The sequence below is a fragment of the Acinetobacter sp. YH01010 genome, assembly GCF_013420775.1.
GTDB lineage: Bacteria > Pseudomonadota > Gammaproteobacteria > Pseudomonadales > Moraxellaceae > Acinetobacter > Acinetobacter amyesii.
The window spans coordinates 78,726-99,252 of sequence record NZ_VOYF01000015.1 but is presented as its reverse complement, the minus strand read 5'-3'; the positions used below and the strand labels follow the sequence as shown (position 1 = coordinate 99,252).

Annotated in this window: 14 protein-coding genes; 3 read left to right on the top strand and 11 right to left on the bottom strand. The window is 35.8% G+C overall.

Features of this window, described 5'->3' with window-relative positions:
• Nucleotides 1-88 precede the first annotated feature (88 nt).
• From FTT77_RS13535 to FTT77_RS13515, 5 genes are read right to left on the bottom strand one after another with little or no spacing between them, the layout of a single operon-like run.
• Entirely contained in the window at nt 89-1,024 is a 936-nt protein-coding gene (locus FTT77_RS13535; protein WP_005028393.1) for a hypothetical protein, read from the bottom strand.
• Nucleotides 1,025-1,039: 15 nt separating this feature from the next.
• Nucleotides 1,040-1,819 carry a M48 family metallopeptidase gene (locus FTT77_RS13530; protein ID WP_005005756.1) on the bottom strand — a complete coding sequence of 260 codons (780 nt, stop codon included), beginning with the start codon at nt 1,817-1,819 and terminating at the stop codon, nt 1,040-1,042.
• Complete coding sequence (locus tag FTT77_RS13525; protein ID WP_005005757.1) at nt 1,812-2,300, bottom strand: hypothetical protein; 489 nt, start codon at nt 2,298-2,300, stop codon at nt 1,812-1,814. Before FTT77_RS13525 ends, FTT77_RS13530 begins: the two co-directional genes overlap by 8 nt.
• A gap of 9 nt (nt 2,301-2,309) precedes the next feature.
• Nucleotides 2,310-2,819 carry a hypothetical protein gene (locus FTT77_RS13520; protein ID WP_005005759.1) on the bottom strand — a complete coding sequence of 170 codons (510 nt, stop codon included), beginning with the start codon at nt 2,817-2,819 and terminating at the stop codon, nt 2,310-2,312.
• 5 nt (nt 2,820-2,824) lie between these two features.
• Nucleotides 2,825-3,247, bottom strand: coding sequence for a hypothetical protein (locus FTT77_RS13515; RefSeq protein ID WP_005005760.1), 423 nt, complete (start codon nt 3,245-3,247; stop codon nt 2,825-2,827).
• Nucleotides 3,248-3,411: 164 nt separating this feature from the next.
• Between FTT77_RS13515 and FTT77_RS13510 the strand changes: the two genes are divergently transcribed.
• Complete coding sequence (locus FTT77_RS13510; RefSeq protein WP_005005764.1) at nt 3,412-4,065, top strand: hypothetical protein; 654 nt, start codon at nt 3,412-3,414, stop codon at nt 4,063-4,065.
• 65 nt (nt 4,066-4,130) lie between these two features.
• On the opposite strand, the gene FTT77_RS13505 is transcribed toward FTT77_RS13510, so the two are convergent.
• The 6 genes from FTT77_RS13505 to FTT77_RS13480 all read right to left on the bottom strand — a co-directional run bounded on the left by FTT77_RS13505 (nt 4,131) and on the right by FTT77_RS13480 (nt 10,467).
• Nucleotides 4,131-4,643, bottom strand: coding sequence for a hypothetical protein (locus FTT77_RS13505; protein ID WP_005005767.1), 513 nt, complete (start codon nt 4,641-4,643; stop codon nt 4,131-4,133).
• 7 nt (nt 4,644-4,650) lie between these two features.
• Nucleotides 4,651-5,781 carry a hypothetical protein gene (locus FTT77_RS13500; protein ID WP_005005771.1) on the bottom strand — a complete coding sequence of 377 codons (1,131 nt, stop codon included), beginning with the start codon at nt 5,779-5,781 and terminating at the stop codon, nt 4,651-4,653.
• Nucleotides 5,782-6,466: 685 nt separating this feature from the next.
• Complete coding sequence (locus FTT77_RS13495) at nt 6,467-7,312, bottom strand: hypothetical protein (RefSeq protein ID WP_024160863.1); 846 nt, start codon at nt 7,310-7,312, stop codon at nt 6,467-6,469.
• A gap of 125 nt (nt 7,313-7,437) precedes the next feature.
• On the bottom strand, nt 7,438-8,040 hold the full coding sequence (locus FTT77_RS13490) for a hypothetical protein (RefSeq protein ID WP_005005776.1): 603 nt from the start codon (nt 8,038-8,040) through the stop codon (nt 7,438-7,440).
• Nucleotides 8,033-9,823, bottom strand: a complete 1,791-nt coding sequence (locus tag FTT77_RS13485) for a hypothetical protein (protein ID WP_005005779.1) — start codon at nt 9,821-9,823, stop codon at nt 8,033-8,035. The genes FTT77_RS13490 and FTT77_RS13485 overlap by 8 nt, the downstream gene beginning before the upstream one ends.
• A gap of 167 nt (nt 9,824-9,990) precedes the next feature.
• On the bottom strand, nt 9,991-10,467 hold the full coding sequence (locus FTT77_RS13480; protein ID WP_005005780.1) for a hypothetical protein: 477 nt from the start codon (nt 10,465-10,467) through the stop codon (nt 9,991-9,993).
• Nucleotides 10,468-12,159: 1,692 nt separating this feature from the next.
• Here FTT77_RS13480 and FTT77_RS13475 point away from each other — a divergent pair.
• Nucleotides 12,160-13,794, top strand: a complete 1,635-nt coding sequence (locus FTT77_RS13475) for a hypothetical protein (RefSeq protein ID WP_005005782.1) — start codon at nt 12,160-12,162, stop codon at nt 13,792-13,794.
• Nucleotides 13,795-13,825: 31 nt separating this feature from the next.
• The gene (locus FTT77_RS13470) at nt 13,826-20,458 is read left to right on the top strand and encodes a strawberry notch C-terminal domain-containing protein (RefSeq protein ID WP_005028698.1); all 6,633 of its coding nucleotides are present in this window, start codon (nt 13,826-13,828) and stop codon (nt 20,456-20,458) included.
• Nucleotides 20,459-20,527 lie beyond the last annotated feature (69 nt).

Here is a 20,527-nt window from a genome sequence, read left to right as displayed (position 1 = left end):
AAAATCATTTGAATGATTTCTTCTTGGTCTACGTGCCATAAAATACTCCATATATTGATGTTTATAACATCATTTGAGGAGCAGAATATCACTTATAGGAGTTGTTCAAATTTACGGATCCATCTCTCTCTCGTACACTTAGAAGATAAGCATCTGGATTCGTTTTTAATTCTTTATCTAACATTATTAGCTTATTCAACATATCTTGGTTTGTCGTCTTGGGAATGATCCAACCGCCAAAACTAATATTGTTTAATTTGATGTTAGGTAGTGGATCTTGTCTATTTTGTTCCAGTAACCAAAGATAGTTTTCACTACAAACAAATAAGACTTTTAATTCCTGATCAATGCGCCGTAAATCACAATATCTGAATAGGTTTACGTTACCTGGTGCTTCAGCATTGATAATTGGTTTTTTTCTTGTTTTTTCACCATGTAACTTAAAGTATTTAACACAACTTTCAATGTCACTTTTTAAATTGATTGGTGCAGTTTCTATTGGTGCCTCTGATAATTGTTCTTCAGCATATTCAAAATAGATCCAACATACATCTTGGTCTTTTAGCTTTTCAAAAAGCCAATCTGGAACGTCATGCAATTTTTGTTTTAGTACAAATGGTTTTCCTACATTCGTAATCTTGACGCTTCTTTTCTTGTACGTGTCCAGCTCCCCTATCTTCTTCACGCCACTTTTATATAAATAACGGTTTTTGAGAACTACTTTACTCTTTTTTACCTCTTTTTCAGGTTTAGGATCAGTACTGGATTTTTCAGGCTCAACATTCAAACAAAAGTAATCTATTCCTTTGGTAAACAATTGAAACTTCCCCTCCTTTTCAATTAAGGCAAAATTCCCTCTGATTTCAGCACCTACTATATCTTTAGATATTAGAAATCGATCATCAACGGTTTGTTCATTTAAGAGCAGTAAAGCCGATTTAAAATCTACTTTGTGTTCTGGTATTACAACATAACCGTGGTCAAACAACTTTTTGCTCACTCGGATAACTGTGTAAATATCCATAACCAGCTCCTTATATTATTTCCTGTAATTTTGGTTGATGTATTCTTGGATCGCTACAATTCTTTTTTCTGAAGTAGGATGCGTTGATAAGAAATCAATTTTAGTGCCCTGTTTTTCTTGGGCTACTACTTTATTCCAAAAGCTGACTGCGCCCTGTGGGTTGTAACCAGCACGAACCATAATATCAACACCTAGAAGATCCGCTTCACTTTCAAGTTTGCGCGAACCAGGTAAGTTAACCCCATAATCGCCTAGTAAACTTGTGCCAGATACAACCATGTCACCAAGACCAGCCGAACTAGCTGCAAGCACACCTAAACCAGTTAAAAGCTTTTTACTTACCTTTTCACGCCCATGATCACGTAAAGCATGTGCAATTTCGTGGCCGATCAGTGCAGCCAATTCATCATCAGTTGCATTAATTTTTGTGATAGAACCAGTCAACACACCGATCTTGCCTCCAGATAGACAAAACGCGTTGATTTCATTATCTCGGATTGTATTAACTTCCCAATTCCAATTTGCTGCGTCAGCTCGATAATGTGGAACTTGTGCGATAAGACGTTTTGCTACTCTATTTACTTGAGCGTTATTCACAATCAATCCACGCTGTTTAGCAGTCGTGATGATGTTGTTGTAAGACTGAGTACTTTGCTGAAGATATTCTTTTTCAGAATACAACATGATTTGTTTGCGTTTAGAACCCATTCCATCAATAGTACTAGATACGCAACCAGTTAAAAGAGATCCGGCAACAGCCAAAACACACAAAGATTTCATCTTAAAATCAAACATTTTGTTTTCCTTTATGTTTAAAAACATTTAACAAGTTAAAACTGCGCTTATTAAGCTTGTTTTTATCTTCCAAATCAGTAATACATTTAAACTCTTTTAAGATGTTTTTGTAATGCTCTTTTTGTTCATTTTCTGACTTATTAAAACCTTTCAAAGCTAACTGTTCAATAGTTTTAGGGCTGAATAATTTCAGAAGAACTATATTTAATATTAAAGTACCAGCCAGTAAGCCCAACGCATAAAGCTGAACAACTGAAGTACTGTATTTAGGTTCCATCGGACCAAGTGAACCAAAGCATATAAAGCTAAATACAGATAAAGTAACTGCAGCTATAAAACTAGATACCGTAACTCTAATCTTGAACTTATATCGTGCAATTAAAGCGACAATTAAAAAACCAAAAAGTATGGTACCAATTGCCGTAGCCATTATGACTAAAAAGAGCCCAGGGTTTGTGTTTGATGGATCTAACATTTCCATAGAATATCCTTAAATAAAACCCTTGCTTTCTAATAGGGTGAAACGATCTTTAAACAGTACAAAGAATGTTTTTTTAACGCTTTCGTACTGGTGTTTGATAATGTCTAAAGCACTATCATATGCACCTAGTTTCACGTAATTAACAAAATTGGCATGATCAAAACCTTTAAGTTTGTGACGTTTAATAAAGCCCTTAAAGTCTTGCTCTTTTTCTTTAAATTGATTCTCAAATTCAAAGAAAAGTTTGCCTAATTTCATGCTGTATAGTTTTAAATTGACAATAAATTCGACTAAAGGTGTTTCATTTCCTCTAATCGTAACCAGCATGTCTTTATCTTTTGTGATTTCGAGCGATGGTAAAAAATTAGAAAAATTAACCAGTAAATCACTTAATAAAACTTGTTTATTAAAGTATGTGACCAAAACAGGTGCGCTATCTGGCACATACGCTTTGATACGTTCAAATTTACTTAAAGCTTCTGGAGAAGCATGACCACTAAGGGCTAATTTCACTAACATATAATTCACTCGACATCTAATTCATTTTTTAAAACCAATTTGTATTTTGGATGAACCCCAAGTCTAAGTTGAAGTAATGTCCACGCTTGCTTTGTTATTAACTTTTCGCCACTTTCAAACTTTGACCACTGTATATTGTTGTACAATCCTGTGTGACTAGACATTTTGGTTTTACTTAAACCACTCCAGACTCTTAGTTGTTTTCCTAAGACTGGTATTGGAACCAGCATTAAACCATTGTCCTCTTGTTCCTTTAAAATCTTTAAAGCTGCCTTTTTACCTACTAATTGACCGCCATCTTCACAAATATAAGTAATACGAGCTGTATATTGTTCAGAGTTTAAGCACTCTTCTAACAATGCTAGAACTTCATCCTGAGGATTCGTTAAACCCCCTCCAACCGTATCGCCTGTATCAGTTTTAATCACGAGTTATACCTTTTAAGATAGATATTCTTATAGTATATACGAAAAACATTTAAAAGATTTTTTTAAAAAAACAAAATGTTCATTTTTTGTATTTTAGCTAAAACCACTTATAATATGATTATTGGTATTAACCAAAGTTTAAAACATATTGAAAGGTGTTTAAAATGACTAACTCTAAAACTAACGCTAAAACCAAAGAGAACCGCTTAAACCAAAATGGCAGTTTAAGCAAAACCGACCAACGCAAGCTTAAACCTATTTCTTTTTGCTTATTAGATACAGAACAAGTGACAATGCTGGAGAAAATTGAAAAGTTTCAATATGGCAATTTCTTTAAAAACATTATAGCTTCTATGACTGATGAAGAAGTTGAACAGATCGCGAATAGCAACAAGAAAAGCGATCCAATCATTCCTCAAAAATTACTAGATCTAAACATCACAAAAGGTTTCTTATCTTGTCGTTCAATTGCAAAGGTGCTTTTTAAACACAATAAAGTTGAATCTATGCTGCATGAGCTACGTAACTTTATCTCTGACGAATTCATTTTAAAGTTAGCTGAAGACCGCAACTTAACACTATCTATAAGCGACTCAGAAGTCGATTCTAATACCTCTTCAGGTATGTTTGATGATCGCTATGCGATGGCTGATACTGGCTATAAGAGCCGTACAACACCTGTTTTCAATCAGCAAAATATTGAATCTATAAAATCCATTGTTCGTGAACATGAGAAGCTTCCAAAACATGTCGAATTAGACAATGATTTCATTGAACAGTTTATGAATGACAATCCTGAAGTATTCGCAAAATTATAAAAACACAAACAAAAAAAACCATCTAATTTTTAGATGGTTTTTTTATGTCTTAATTATTTCTAGAATCAGCTATAAAGCTTCGCTGGCTCGTCTGCAACTGGTATCACTGGCTGTACTTCTTGCATAAGAATTTTAGTCACTTCATCCAGTGGTGCAATGTTGGAAGGTAAAAACTCTATTGCTTCAGGAAATTGTGATTTAAGGTAAGCATCTATGGCTTTGTGAATAGCTCGGTACCATTCTCGCGATTCGCTCTCTAAATTAAACATGCTTGAAATTGAAGCTTCTAGATCCGCAATATATTTACTTGGTAGTAAAGCTTTACGCTCCATATAAGCTTGATGTGCCATAGCAAGCCAGATAAAGCGATTTAATTCCTTACTACTTCCCTCTACGCTATTATCTTTAAAGTTCAACGTTCTAAATTTGCAAATGTGAAAATGTTGCTCACTAAAATATTTAAAGAAATCTTCATACTCAATTACAGAAATGGATTTTTGTAGCACCAATGGTATATCTAATGCGAGATCCACTTCGACTTTACGTGTACCAATGCCATTTTTAATAACAAATTTCATATTCACCTCAAAATAAATTAAATTGTTTAAAGGTGTCTTTATCATTAAAAGTAACCAGGTGATGCGATTCAATTAACGATTTAAGGTCCTTAGCCTGAGCAACTGGCTGTATTTCAATGCTGGCGATTTGTGCAGCTTCATGAATTAACCCTATGATTTGAGCACGGCTTTCTAAATATGCAGATAGATCGCGAGTTTCTTTGAATGAAGAAATGACAAAGTTAATATTCTTTTCTAAATTCTCACTCAAACTGCTTAGTGTTTGGTTAATTGGTGCATACTTTTCTATATGCTCTAAGACTGTTGCATGATCTAGAAAAAAACTAACTTCCAGCAATAATGAATTGTAAAAATCAATAAAGTTCGTTTCTTTTTCAAAGATGAAAATTTCTTGGCCATCTTCGTCATTAGGTATCTCAATTGAACCTTTTGAGATCTCAAAACTTTCATCCCCCAACAATGTATGCAGAATTCGGCCTAAGTGTTCTGCATGTGGTTTGCTGTTAGTAAAGTTGATTTTCAAGTTTTCATTTGAATCAGCAATACGGACTAAAATATAGTTTGTTGTGTGAAATAATTCATCTGCATTGTCAGTAAAATTTAACATTGAAATCTGATTATCTGTTCCAGCATCAGAATCAAGTTGCTTATCCAAAAATTCATGGTTATCAATAAAAAGCTTAGCTACACCGTTTGTAATAATGCTTTCGTATTCACCAAAGTTTTGTGCAAGGTATTCGCTCATTAAATTTGGCAGAACTTCTAATAAACTTTTTTTAAGATCCGATAATTCAATAGCAGAATTGAATAACGAATCTGGCACAAGGTTCTCTACCTCTTCATCAAGTGCTTCATCGTTTGGTGACAACCCTTTTTGCTGTGCAATTGCATTACGGAAGGAAGCCATAATTGAGATTGTCAAAATTGAAAGTGTTACCGTTTTAACCCATTCACTTTTCACATCGTTAGGCACGTAAAAAGCGCAATTACTAACCCACTGGTGGTTATGATTAAGAATCCGCTTTAAAGGGGTTTTAGTGGCTGGAAAAATTTCAAAGACAGTATTTAAGATTGGGTTTTTACCCAATTTGATGCTTTTATTATTACCGTAAAAATAGATGCTGCGAATATCAGACATAATATACTTTCTTAAACTTAACGTTGGTTACATATTATCACTGATTTAGTTTTAAAAAATATTTTTTAAAACTATTAATTTTATTTTTTTGTGTTTTAATTCTGCCCTTGTTCACTGCTTTTAAAACCCAAAAAAACAGGTAACTTTTGCTTAGGCTACGGTGGGAACTTGGTATTACAGTGTTATTTGGTAGCTAAAAAATTAAACATTGATAAACTATTGATAGTAAAAGAGATAAGGAATAGATAGATTTCTTTGCGTGTAGGGATATACTTTTCATCAAACATTTTGTTTATCGCATACAGAAGTGAAGAAAAACATAAAATGAATATGATGATTTGCAATATATATGATGGAGTATTGAGGGTTTCTGGTAGATATTTAATCTTGTATATCGTTGTATTTAAAAACATTTCAAACACAAAGAATACAACTACAAAGATGTAGCAAATATTGAAAATGGCAACTAAGTTGTATGCCGATTTGAGTACCAGGCCTGTCATCGATTGTTCACTTGAATCAATCTCACCCGTTTTTGGAATTTTAAAAAGCACAACGCATTCCAGTTTTAAGAGTGTATCTATTATACTTTTAGAATACCTTTTATCAACTATAAAACTTTGTTATTAAAATAAAAAAATGGCCTTTTAAGACCATTTTAAAACACCCTACCCTCCTTTTAAGACTAGCCGTTGTGCTTATCTTTAGAATCACGGTAAGTAGAGATATGGTAGAAGAAAAAGCACGATAAAAGTGAGAAAAGCACCACCCCGAACGTGTTCCAAAATCTGCTATTTGATAGTTCAGAAATACGTTTATTGATTTCTGAGATAACACATGGATTCGCTTTTGCAACTTCAACATTTACATTGCAGACTTCAGCATATTGGAATAGGAATGTTTTATGGCCAATATCATACATTTCTTGGATCTGGTTAATATTGGTCGTATTCAGAAGAACCATAACAAGAGAGATCAGTGCTACAAATATAGAGATAACAAGAAAGCACTTCACAATGATTTCACGAGCCACATCATCAACACCACTTAAATATCTTTCGAGCAATATATTTAGCTTAGTTCGACCATCAAGGATAATGTTATAGTCATGTTTTACTTCATTATTTCCTGTATGGTTTTGATTTGTTGGTTCAACAGGAATGTCAGATAATTCGGCTGGTAAAGTGACTGCAATTACATCTTTTTGTTCTTCAGGTGCTAAACTTTTATTGCTGCTGTTTGATACAAAATCTTTTAATAAGGGTACTGGCTCACTTTTAAGGTGTTCTGTTTTTACAACCTCGTGAGCCGACTCATTTGCATCGAATAAGATCTTGTCTGTTCTTTCTGGATGCTTGAGATGTATATATTGATAAATAAAATAATTGATCTTTTGCTGTAAGACCGGGCTTTTATCAACTTCACTTTCCACATCTGCACCAAAAGTCTCAGTTATAGATGATTTTAATTCTTGTACTTCGGATTGATTCAGCAATTGATATAGTTCATATATTGTTTTAGAACTGATCATGATAAAACCCACATTAATATTCATTAAACTGTTAGTAGTATATAGAATGTGGTTTTAAAATAAATAGGTATGTTTTAAGAATAAAAAAAACCGCCTTTTAAGGACGGTTTTAAAAGGGGGTTTAATTAGTATAAACAGTTGCCGTTTGCACCAATAGAGCGTCCATTCTGGCTTAAATACCGTTGTACGGTGTTAGCAACATCTCTTGGGAGTTGATTATTCACTTTTTGTATAACATCGACTTTGTATTTATTCTGACAACTCACAATACCAGCCAACATGTTATTGATCAGTGATGTATTGTCTTTACCATCCAATTTACGTGTTTCTTCGTTTATCACTATGAATTGAACAATATTTAGATAGTTATTCGTGAGGTTGTCACCACTTTTTGATGACTTGTTTAGATTCTCAATGGTCGAATTCAAGTTATTCATTCGTGCTTCAAGGCCAGAATCACCAGTGACATTTGCATTATTGTTTTGGTAACGCGTAGCTGTGGTGTTCCGATTAGAATTATATTGTCTTTGCTGTATCGGCTGTTGCTGAACCTGAACTGGTGCTTGCTGTTGAATTTGACCAGGTGCTTGCTGTTGTTGAGCTGGCACTTGCTGAGTTGAATCTTCATTTGAAGTTGCTTTTTTATACCAATCACTAAAATCGGCATTTGCACTACTACTCAATATAGTAGCCGTAAAAATTGCACATAAATAAAGTTTATTATTCATTGTCTGAACTCTCTTTACCGTTGTAGTTCGCTGGACTAATAGCTTTTAAACTGAACTCATTTGCAAGTTTCCACAACCGCATAAATGTCTTTTGCTTTTCTTGTACCCAATAGTCCTTATCTTTTTTTAGAAGATTCTTTAATACATCTGAGTTCAAGTGGAAATTATCATCAAAAAAATGTTCAAACAGGAGTTCTGTTAAATAGTTTTGAGTTAACGTTTTTTTATTTTCATTACCCGTACCAAAGAATATTTGGCAAAGCTTTGTGCTTTCACACACGAGATCTATGTATTTTTTCTCGTCTGCATTTCGCTGGTGGCGCAAATGAGGATGTGTAATAAAAATAGAATTACGTATGAAAGCATAATCAATAATTACAGTAGCTTCCGTTTTCTTTGAAATGTACTCAGCGTTTGTAAGAATTTCACAAGTGGTAACATCAACTTTGTCGCGAATATTAATGAATTCGCTTGAGAAAGTAGATGCACTTTTGTTTTCGATCTCAACTTTCTTATCACGATTTCTCAGATAAAGTAAATTATCTGCTTGCTTCATATCGTTTAGGAATCTTTCAAAGAAGTGATTACTTTTATATAGATCTTCTAGAGCTCGCGTAACATAAGACGCAACCAAATTAAGATTTTTAGCTAAATATGATGGTCCATTCTTAGTTGTATAAGCAGCTAAACGATCCTTAACAAGTTCTATTACTTTTTCAGGTTCACCATTATTCAATCGAATTGCTGAAGTGAAGAGCGCATTACTGATTTTAAGCTCATTGCCCTGTTCATCCTGAACCTTTGCACACATTTCATTTAATGTATTAAGCGCTTTACGATAGTTGGACTTCAACTGAATCTGAAAACGATAATTGCAAAAATTGTCACGATCTGGTGTACGCTTATTGCATGGTTCATACTTAACAGAAATAAATAATTCAATAGATGGATTGTTATTCAGTCTTTCTAATGAAACAAGAAGTCGTTTACGGTAAAAATCACTTGCTTTGTATTTAAATTCTACTGAAAACTCGGTTAATGCTTTGAAGTCAATGTAAGGAATAACCACTTCGCCACGAAACTCATTGATCTTCATCAAGTTATACATATAAAGATCAAAACGGTCCTTAAATCCAAGAACCGTTAAAGTGTCGAGAACTGTGTAGCGCCCCTTTTTATCAAAATCTAATTCAGATAGATTGGCAATCAACGTTTCTTCAAGCTGATAGCAAATAAACGCATTGTTATCTAATTCAAAATAGCCCGTACTGGCAAACATTCTTTTATGAGTTACGCTGTCTACGTCATTTCTTGAAAATGGTTCGCTGTCCATTTGGCGTAAAGAGCTCATTGGTAGCATCACTTTACCAACACTATTTAGCGTATTCCATGCCAAAGATTTGATACGGCCATTGCTAAGGTAATTAGCTTTATTTTTGAATAAAAGAATTTGACGGATGTATTCAAAATTCAGAACAAAGTTGTTCGCTAGTTGTAATGCTTCAATTTGGGATAATTCAGGTTTTTCAGCGATAACGCGCTGCAGCTGATGTGCATACTTATTTTTGGCATTCACCAACATTAAGTAAAAAATGAATTGATCAACAACTGGAATATCTAGATAACATTCGACTATGAAATTACTGATTTTGTTGCCGTAACCCAAGAGATCCATGGTTTTTGTTTCGGCATTAATAATTGAGTCTTTGATTGACTGCGATAGTCCAAAAATTTCATCTTCTGAAATTCCTTTACTTATGCAGACTTGTGAAGAATCTTGCATAACTGCTCCACTTTAGACAACGTACAACGTACATTGCCTGAGATTGAATTAAAAAATAAAAATAAAAATATATTTGCAACCCAACTAACGTTGTAGTCTTTTCGCTTTAAAGCTGTGTATATACTAACTAAATTTTAGACAATAAAAAAGCCTCGTCAGAGGCTTAATTACGCAATTAACATTATTTGTTGACCGATCTGCGGTAACTCTAGTTTAGAAGTAGTGAACCTGTATGGTAGCTTCTCATATATGCTTTTAAAACTAAGAGAATTTCTAAAAAAATCAAAGCTTTTAGTGAGTTTAAAAGTAATATCGCCACTTGATAAGATTTGAATTTCGTCAATCATAGGTGCTGCAGCTTGCTTCGCATCTGTATCAATCATAAATGATAAATCACAAGCTTCACGCATGATCTGGTTGATAGTTTTCTTATTAAAATCTAGACCTGTAACGTGGTTAACTTTTTCAGCTGATACAACGTATCTACCGTCTTCTGCAGAATAAAATGCATTTAAATTATCAACTAGAATAAGCAATTCGGCAGATAAAACACCTTTTAGCAAAATATCAGACGAGCCAGAGCTAAACACATTGAAGTCAATGAGTATTTTTTGATGTCTAAGACTAAATGATTGATATTGCATATCTCGAATTCCCATAGGCATTCTGAGTAGACATTATAGCATCAATTCGTTAATTAGACTACGATTAAAAGCATTTTTAACAGTAATTTCTTAATAAATAAGACTATGAAAAACAGTGCCTTATATGAGTAATATTCACAATTACAATGTAAGTTAACCAATGTAATACTTGATCAAATAAATATGTGCTCAAGATAGGCACCCAGCGAAACTTTTTTATAAATGGTTTGTAAACTTTCTTCCGTCCTAATGACGTAAGTTATTGTTTTATAGTGGTGCCAAAATACGAGCGAAACTTTTTTATAAATGGGTTGTAAACTTTCTTCCGTCCTAATGATGTAAGTTGTTGATTTATAGTGCTGGCAAATTTCGAGCGAAACTTTTTTATAAATGGGTTGTAAACTTTCTTCCGTCCTAATGATGTAAGTTGTTGATTTATAGTGCTGGCAAATTTCGAGCGAAAGTTTTTTATAAATGGGTTGTAAACTTTCTTCCGTCCTAATGATGTAAGTTGTTGATTTATATTGCTGGCAAATTTCGAGCGAAAGTTTTTTATAAGTGGGTGTAAACTTTCTTCCGTCCTAATGATGTAAGTTGTTGATTTATAGTGGTGCCAAAATACGAGCGAAAGTTTTTTATAAATGGGTTGTAAACTTTCTTCCGTCCTAATAGCGTAAGTTATTGATTTTACTTTTTTGTCCAGATCCAATAGCTCAACTATCATAGATAGTATGTTTAGTATGTTTTAAGGTTAGGTTATAACTTTTTGGCTGTACCTAACTTCCAGCGAAAGTTTTTTATAAATGGGTTGTAAACTTTCTTCCGTCCTAATGACGTAAGTTATTGATTTATAGTTGTGTCAAAATACGAGCGAAAGTTTTTTATAAGTGGATGTAAACTTTCTTCCGTCCTAATGGCGTAACTCATTGATTTTCTGTTATAGTCTGAACTCAGCGAAAGTTTTTTATAAATGGGTTGTAAACTTTCTTCCGTCCTAATGGCGTAAGTTATTGATTTGTCGTAAAACAAGCTAAATAGCGATCGTTGGGTCATATATAAGGGCTATTCCTCATAAAATCTGAAAGTCTTTATTATCAAGGCTCTCAGGAAATTGGAGAAGTTATCCGCAACGTTTTGAATTTAATTTGCGCTCAAATGAATTTAATTTGCGCTGGAAGTATTTTTTATTCTATTTAATTTTATTATAAACAGCGACTTACAACACTTGCTAGTTTGCAAATTTCCAATATTGCAAAAAGCTAAAAAATGAACAATATTTTACTCATATTTTTAAATTCATTCTAATATACAAGAACTTAATTTGTGGATAGAATTTAATAGGAAAGTGGATAAAAACATCAAAAACCAGCTAAAAACGCCTTATTTTCTAAAAATTCAAATTCAATTTGCGCTCAAATGAATTTGATTTTCGCTCGTACCATTTGTGTTTTTCCGTACTAATCCTGTAATATCATGAAAAATAAGCATAAAAAATGTCCCTAATTAACTTCCCTTAATTAGAAAGATAATAAACAAAAAATTTCTTTTTAAAAATTTACTCTTAAACTTTTTAATATATTTTTTAATTTTTTATTTGCCTCCTTAGTATATACCAATGAGGTTTTGTAGTATTTTATAAATAGCTTGAGTCAATGACCAGCAATCAAAAATATAAAGCGTGGAATTTAAGAAATGAGTAAAAGTGATAATACGATTAAACGTATCGTCATGACTGTAGATCAATTTTACAAACATGATGAACAAGACGAGCTGTATGCATACGGCTTTGATATGTCTACCAATGAACCAGTTCGCATACGAATGAGTTCATCTGAAGAATTCACGAAGATCATTAATAAACTCAACAAGCATCATACTGAGAATGTTTCAGTAGATGAAGTCCACGCAAAATTTGATTCTGGACGTAACCAACGTACTTCATTAGACACACATAATCGCGGTGCTAACCGTGGTCGAATTATCTGTTTTGACAAATGTGTTGACTCACCCTACGAATCTCTTGACGGTTATAAAACTTATGTTGCTCAGTGGTGCAACGTAATGAGTAACAACCCGAATTCACAATTAATCAAAGCAGTCACTTCTATCAATGTGCATCAACAAAAAAACGGCGATTTCTTTGTTAAAGCTCAAATCATTGAAGATGCAGCACATATGCAAGTGCCCAATGTAAAAATTAATTCTCCAGCACTTCATAACGCTATTATTAAAAATAATTTACAGCTTCTTGTTAAATCTTTATCGAATAGTACTGACAACCAACCTGAGCGCATTCCATTTTCAAAAATTGTTGTGCGCTATGAGTCTGGTTCTGTATTAACTACAATCCCATTGATTCCAACCTATGACAGTGCTGATCGTGAAAGTGTTAAGCAATTCGCTAAGCCAGATCCGTTGATGCAACGTGGCGGTATTGATAAAACTAAAAAGTCTTATCGGGTTGCTAAAGATCCGATTGAAAGTATCAAAGATATTTTGAACGGCAATGACTTTCACACCGCAACTTTTGATCCAAATTTTGTACCATCCAACCAGCATGAAAAAGACCAGTTCGATAAACAGGCTCAGAACGTTTATGTTATGGACCAGGCCCGTATTGCCCTGTTTGCATTACTTGGCGATCGACAAATTAAAGTGTTCTACAATGAAGATGTAGACAAAGAAAAAAATCAAAATTTAAAACGTCTTTACGCTGGCTTGGTGAGTCAAAAATTACTGCCTGAGGTTTATCATGGCCAACAACTACAACTAGGTGCGCTTTACAAAGACACGTTCTTAAAGAAATTTTTCAACAATAAAACGCCTCACGCTGGTTTTCGCAAGGTAGATCCAGAAATAGATTTACGTACTGGTGAGGGTGTTCGTGGTGTTGGTGCACCTCCCCTAGTGAATCAATTTACCGATGACTACGGCAATCCAAAACCGCACGACTTAAATCCTCAATTTTTAAGTCAAGTTGATCGTCAGACCATGAATAAATTGACGCATGCAAAACAGCAATTTGCTGAAGCGTTTATTGTTATTCAACCACACCAACGGAACTCGAATAATTGTTTTGTCTCGTTTATCGAGCCTGTTGAACTTACTCAAACCCGTATGAATGCGTTGAACTTTTCAGAAATTACGGTAGAGCATGTACAGCAACATAAAGCTTCAATCGATAGTCCGTTATCTAAGAACTTCAACCACGATCTTTTACCTGATCCACAAGAGTTAATGATGAAAGTCAGACAGCCAGAAATGGATGTTAAGAAAAGCCAAGAAAAGGCTGCGACTTCTGATGTCTATAACGACATGACTTTTTAATCAAATTTAATAATTCTTCTTCAGGTTCGCTATGACTACTCATGATTTAAACGAAAAAATTAAATGGATCGACTTATCACAAGCTGGTGTATATCTCGATGTACGGCGTGTTGGCCAGACGGATAGCCAATTACTCTTATTGGACGTTCAAAAAAAACTATCTAAAGAAAATTTGAATAACATTGGTTTTACACCGATGAAGTTTGAGGCTTATCCTCACTTTGACGGTCACTTGTATCAATACAATTTGAATGAAACGATCAAACCAAGACTGTTTCATGAAGTTTTGGGTATTCCAAAAGAATTTATCCGTAGTGTGCTTGCGACTCGCCAAGAATTGCATGATTTGTTCAATGCCCAAGCAAAAACATTGGTGCCACAACGATTGAACGTTGCGTTGAATAGTGCAACTCCACTCGGTTATAACTCTGATGGCAACAAAATCTATGCTTCAGCTCATAACCGTTTTTACGTGAATGCCCAAGGTACGCAAATACCTGAAGGTCCTAATGATCAGCCGTCTAGTCTGTACTTACGTGCGACCAAGCAAAAAGATTTAAAAGAATGCTTAAGAGGCTATATCTATCAATTAGAACATGAAACAAAGAGCCATAATCACCAGGACTTTTTAAAGTTTTTAGCTCTAATCACGCAAGCCAAAAATGCTGACGTTGATGTATCCAAGGTAACAGATAAACAGATCCATACTGCAGAAGAAGCGCTTGAAACAGTGATGGTCGAAAAGTTAGGTGAGCTTGATTTTACTGAGAGCTCATTTAAAACGAGTTTAGCGTTATACAATCGCATGCCGACTAAGACCATGCGAAACAATACGATTCGTATGTTACAGCAATATTCGACTCCAATCCCGATGTCACTTGTGGCTCAGCGCTTATTGATTGAGGGTGATAACCGAACAAAACAAAACTTTTCCGTGCTCGAGCCAACTGTGGGTAATGGATCTTTAATCGGTTTATTAACCCAAGAGCGTAATGCTTCTGTCTATGCGGTTGAGTTAGATCCCAAACGTGCTGAACGTACAAAAGCACTGACTCAAAATTATGAATGCACGGTTGTTACTGCAGATGCTACACAAATTGATTTTGAGCAAACGTTTAAGCAAAAAGTTGACTATGTGATTGCCAACCCTCCTTTTGGTGCTATGGATAAACTAGAACGTGTTGCACCAATTTTGGTTCAACAGCGTAACGGCGTAGATCCAAACCCATTATTGGTAGATCCATCAGAAAACGTCTGGTTCAGTACGGATAAATTGGACCATGCCATTCTGGTTAAATCACTAAACGCACGAAACGATCAAGGGCGTTCAGTTTTCATTATTGGCTCAGATAAACAGATTTCAGATGGTACGGTTGAGCGTAAATCAAAGAATTTACTTAATTATCTCTATAAGCATTATGAAGTTGAGGCGGTTGTAGAAATCCACGGCAATGCATATGCACGAAACGGCGCTAATCAAAATGTTCGTATGTTAGTGGTAGGCAATCGTAAAAACGAACAAGCGTTACTACAAACTTACCAATCTTCTGTGGTACCAGATAAGTTGAAAGTCATTACGGACTATGACGAACTTTGGGGATGGGCTAATAACGTAATCTATAATCGTTTGAATCCGAATAAGGATCTATACTTCAAGCCAACTACTCCGACTCCAGTTGAGCAACAAGCACAACAAGCACCAGTGGTTGAACCTGTTGTTGAGGTTAAGCCTGTTGAAAAAGAAAATGACGATTTGTTTGCCAGTCTAGGTGATGAACAGCCTGTTTCGCCACTTGAAGATATTGCATCAAGTGTAACGCCTACGTCTGCAGTCACTATGTTTGATGAAGTCGTGGTCGCTAAAGAAGAAGAGATTAAGCAAGAGGAAGCTGTCAAACCAAAACCGATGTTTGGTCGTAAACCTAAATCAAAACCGAATAAAGTTTCTTTTGACTTCGGAACCGTTGAAGTTAGTACGCAAACAACCAGTTCAGATGATGATGTACCTACACCAACTGAAGCTACACCAACGTTTGAAAATGAAAATGACAATGATTTCGTGCCTGAGGTAAAGAATCCGCACGAGAACCAAAATCTGGATGAAGACCTTGACGATGACGTTAATCTTCAAGTAGGTGATACCACGGCGACCAATGAGGGTGAAACACCTGAACAAACACCAGCTGAAGAACCAGCGGTAGAGCAAGTAAAACAGGAACCGGGTTTAACTGCTGAAGAGATTGCTAAGTTAAATTCTGAATTAGCGATCGGTACTGAGCAAAAAGAAGAACCGACTGTTGAATCTGACCAATCAAATTTACAGCCGATTGTTCCTGTTCCTAATGCTGAAAACACAACAGAACCAACTCCGGAAAATATATACCAAGTTAAGTATATACCGATGTCTATGGCATCTGAGCCAATTGCTTTAGTGGCTAAAAACCAGATTAAAGCGATTAATCAGGCAAATGCTCAATTGACTACACACATCCAAAATGTATTAGGTTTTGGGGGTATCAATTTCCAAGCTGAAGTCGATAATGGTAACTACCCTACTCTTGTTGATGCCTATGTCGCTAAGAAATTGCAATATGACAATTTTGATGCACTAAAGTCCGCTTTTGCATGTGAACAGGTCGATGCGGTTGCCCATATCATTTTACGTTTTGACCAAAACTTACCTGTGCTTATTGGCGACCAGACGGGTTTAGGTAAAGGTCGTATTGCAGCTGCGTGTTTACGATATAGTGCGTTAAGAGGAAAGCCCCCTGTTTTCCTTACAGATACAACGCAACTCTTGAACGACATTTGGCGTGATATTGTTGCTACAGACAGTGACAAGTTCTTTAAAGATCCGTTTATCTTTAACTCGGATGCTGTGATTAACCGCTTTGGTACTGAAGAGGTTTTATTCACTGGCCAAGATCTACCTAAGGAAATTGAAGATATTCCAGCGCAACATGACTTGGTATTGGCAACGTATAGCCAATTTAACCGACCAAACCGGAAACGTGCGTTATTGACTCGTTTTATTAATCAAGACACTGTTTTGGTGATGGATGAAACGCACCGTGCAGCATCCTTGAAATCAGCTACAAGTCAATTTTTCTTAGATGTTATTGATCAGACCAATCTAATTAATTTCCAGTCTGCATCGGCAATTAAGAAACCTGAAAATCTTGAATTCTTCCATAAATTGTTCCCTCGATCCGTATCTCGTAATGACTTACAAAAGGTTATCGATAATGCAGATGGTCCAATTTTGGAGTTTATTTCTGAAGGTTTGGTAGACAGCTCTGCCATGATTCGTAGAGAGCAAGATCTCTCGCACATTACCATTCAAACCTTTGTGCCAACTGAAGAGGAAATTAAGAAATTTCACAATTACTCAGATGTTCTTTCTGACATCTTGACGGACATGGTGAAATTTTCTAAAGATATTCGCCTCGATGCGCTAGAAAACATTGCCAATGATGATGATGCTGTTGCCAATTTAGACTTTCATCAGGATTCAGACGATCCGAAAAACCGTTTAAGTTTGAGTGTGATGAACTTTGGATCTCGAATGTACCAGATCCAAAAGCAATTCCTATTGGCATTGAAAACTGACTCTACAAGTGATGCTGTGATTCAGGCATTACATGAGGGTAGAAAGCCCGTGATTGGTTTGGAAAATACGGGTGAGAGTCTATTCAACATTTTGATGCAAAGTCGCATGGAAGCGATTTTAAAAGCAGATACGGCGCAAGACGTTACCGCTGATTCGCCTGAAAAAGAAAAAGCGTTTAATAACTTCAAGTCGGTATCGTCAGAAATTGAATTTCTTGAAAATGAGCTTCAAAAACTCATGATCAAAGAAAACCGTGACGCTGGCGATGAAAAAGCAGCGAAAAATATTCAAAAGGAATTGACTAAGCTTGAATATAAGCGCGGTAGCTATCTGCAAAGTCAAATTTCTGTTTTAGATGAACTCCCACAATTCCGTGACTTGCTTGAAGTGATGTTAGATCGCATCGATGTGGTGAAAGCTGAAGATAACTACGGTAACTCGTTCGTTAAGAAGCTCAGTACGGAAGTGACATTTAATGAAAACGGCGATCCAGTGGTAAGTCCGTATAAAATCATTTTGGATCGTATCAAAGAAAAGATTCAAAAGTTCCCTGACCTACCTTTGATGCCTTTGGACGTACTACGTAACAAGGTGACAAAAGCTGGCTTCAAGATTGATGAAATCTCTGGCCGTCAGATCCACTTAACGGAAACAAGAGACGGCAAATGGAAGGTTAATAAACAAGAGAACAATACGACACAAGGTAAGATTTTGGTTCAATCAAAATTCCAATCTGGTGAAATCGATGTTGTTATTGTGACTCGCTCTGGTTGTACGGGTATTTCTCTACATGCAGCCAAAAACCCTGATCCTACAATTCCATCGGATCACTTGCGCCAACGTGAGTTGTTTTTCTTGCAAAAACCTGAGAACTCTACCGATACGATTCAGATGATCGGTCGTGTGGGTCGCCGTGGTGAAGAATCACATCCGATTATGACGACAGTAGATTCGGGTATTCCAGCAGAAACACGTATGCACTTAATGATGATGCGTAAACTGTCTACCCTATCAGCGAACGTCTCTGCCAACTCAGAAACCAAGTTTAACGAAAACGATTATCCTGACATGCTCAACTACATTGGCAACCGGGTAGCGTTGGACTATTTAAAAAATAACGTAAACTTGGCGAACACACTTGATATTGATATTTCGGATGATGAAAAAGGACCATCATATCGCACGGCGCAAAACTATCATGTGAACCAGTTGCTATCTAAACTGATTTTGATGCCGATTAGTCAGCAAGAACAGGTTTATCAAGACTTGGTTGTTGACTATAACGATAAGATCCGTGAATTAGACTTGTTGGGTCGTAACCCTCTCAAGACCAACTTTTTAGACTGGAAAGCTAAAAAAGTCCGTGAGTTTGAAGTGAAGGACAACTTCTTTACCGTGACTTCAGAAACAGAAGCAGCCAAGATCAATACCTTTGATCTACCTGTGCGTTTTGAAGGTCTGCAATACATTGAACATGTTGAGCCATTACGTGCTGACAATCTAAAACTCATGTTCAAAGAAAGTGATGATTATCTGGTGCGTCAATTTAAACGTATCAATGAAAACATCAATGAAACGGTACACGGACTACTACACTATGCCTATAACTTTGAGGCATTGATGTACCAAAAATATGAAGGCTTTGCTAAGCAAAAGTTATTTTTCAAAAATGGGCAAATGCGTGGTGAAGTGATTCGTGATTATCGACACGAAGTATTTGATCATTTCGGTGTTGTTGAAGCCAATGTAAAACACATTGATGATATTCAATTTCGTAAACCTGATGATCACTCTGCAGATGCTTTTGAAAAAGTAGCTGAAGCGGTTTATCTTGCCAATGATCCTATTTTGACCTCTAACTTTGATCGCATGTATCGAATTGTTCAGGATCTAAAATTCTTGGCTCGTTCTATGGAAAGGAACGAAAAAGAAGGTCATTCAGCGCATGGGTTATTGTTCCTTATCTCAAAACCTAGTCTTTTTGATGATGAAGTGACGCCAGATCACAAAACAGGTGCTTTGCTACGTCTAGACCTACCGCCGTTACGTGTAGGTGCAATCACACCGAATGCGGTTAAGCTTGATTTGGTTTACCCTGGTGATAAGAAGTCGTTTAAAGTTCCACTGATCAATTACACCATGCAAAATGCCAAGCAAGACTTGGATTGGGTAGCTCCAGTGAGTGAAAAAGGACGTATTATCCTAAAACGCTTCAATCCTGAATTTTATTCTTATGCTGATGTGAATAGACGTCATGTTGAGGATCGTCAACCCTTGGTGAACTTATTTACTGAACAAAACAATTATTCCCGTTATACGCGTACCTATTTTGAGAAAGCGCCGTCTGGTGATGTCACACGACAAGCGATTACCTTAACGGGCAATATGTTCAAGGCACATAAGATTGTCAGCTCACTAGATCTACGACATTCAACCGTTATATTTACCGATGCTGATGGTATGCGTAACCGTGCGTTATTATTGCCATCAAATACACCAACTGACTTGTTTGAAAGCTCTCTTGAAAACCAAGTGACGTTTAAGCAAGTTAAAGAGATTGCGAACTTCTTTAATCAATTGCCTGTAAACATTGATTTCAACCGCAATAACTATGTGGGTACTAAGGTTAATTTCCCGTACAAGAAAGCAAGTATTGAGTTCTACTACAACGGGTCAGACTGCTTTAATGTGACGGTGAAATCTGTTGCAAAACAGTTCAATCGCTTTATGTCGAATACCAACGTATTCCATGATCCTAAAGGCGGTAAAACAGATGAATCGTTGAACATCCACTTTACTGAGCCAGGCCGTAATGAGTTTAGATTTGCGCTTGATCTCAAGGATGTTGAACGCTTTGTTGACGAGCTGGACAGTACAACCAAAATTGAAGCTGCCTTTTTGGATTTAAAATCTAAGCTTCCTGATGGTAATGATTACTTTTTAAATGAAATTAACCGTATGCTTAATCCTCCAGAAGAGCCAGCTTATAAGGCTGAGTTACCTAAGGGTAAAACCTTAGATAACGATCAAGAAATCCAGCAATTATCTTTCTAAAACCCTCCCTTAAAAGGTATATACCAGACCATACGTGAATAACAATTACGTGTGGTCTAGTTCGTATAT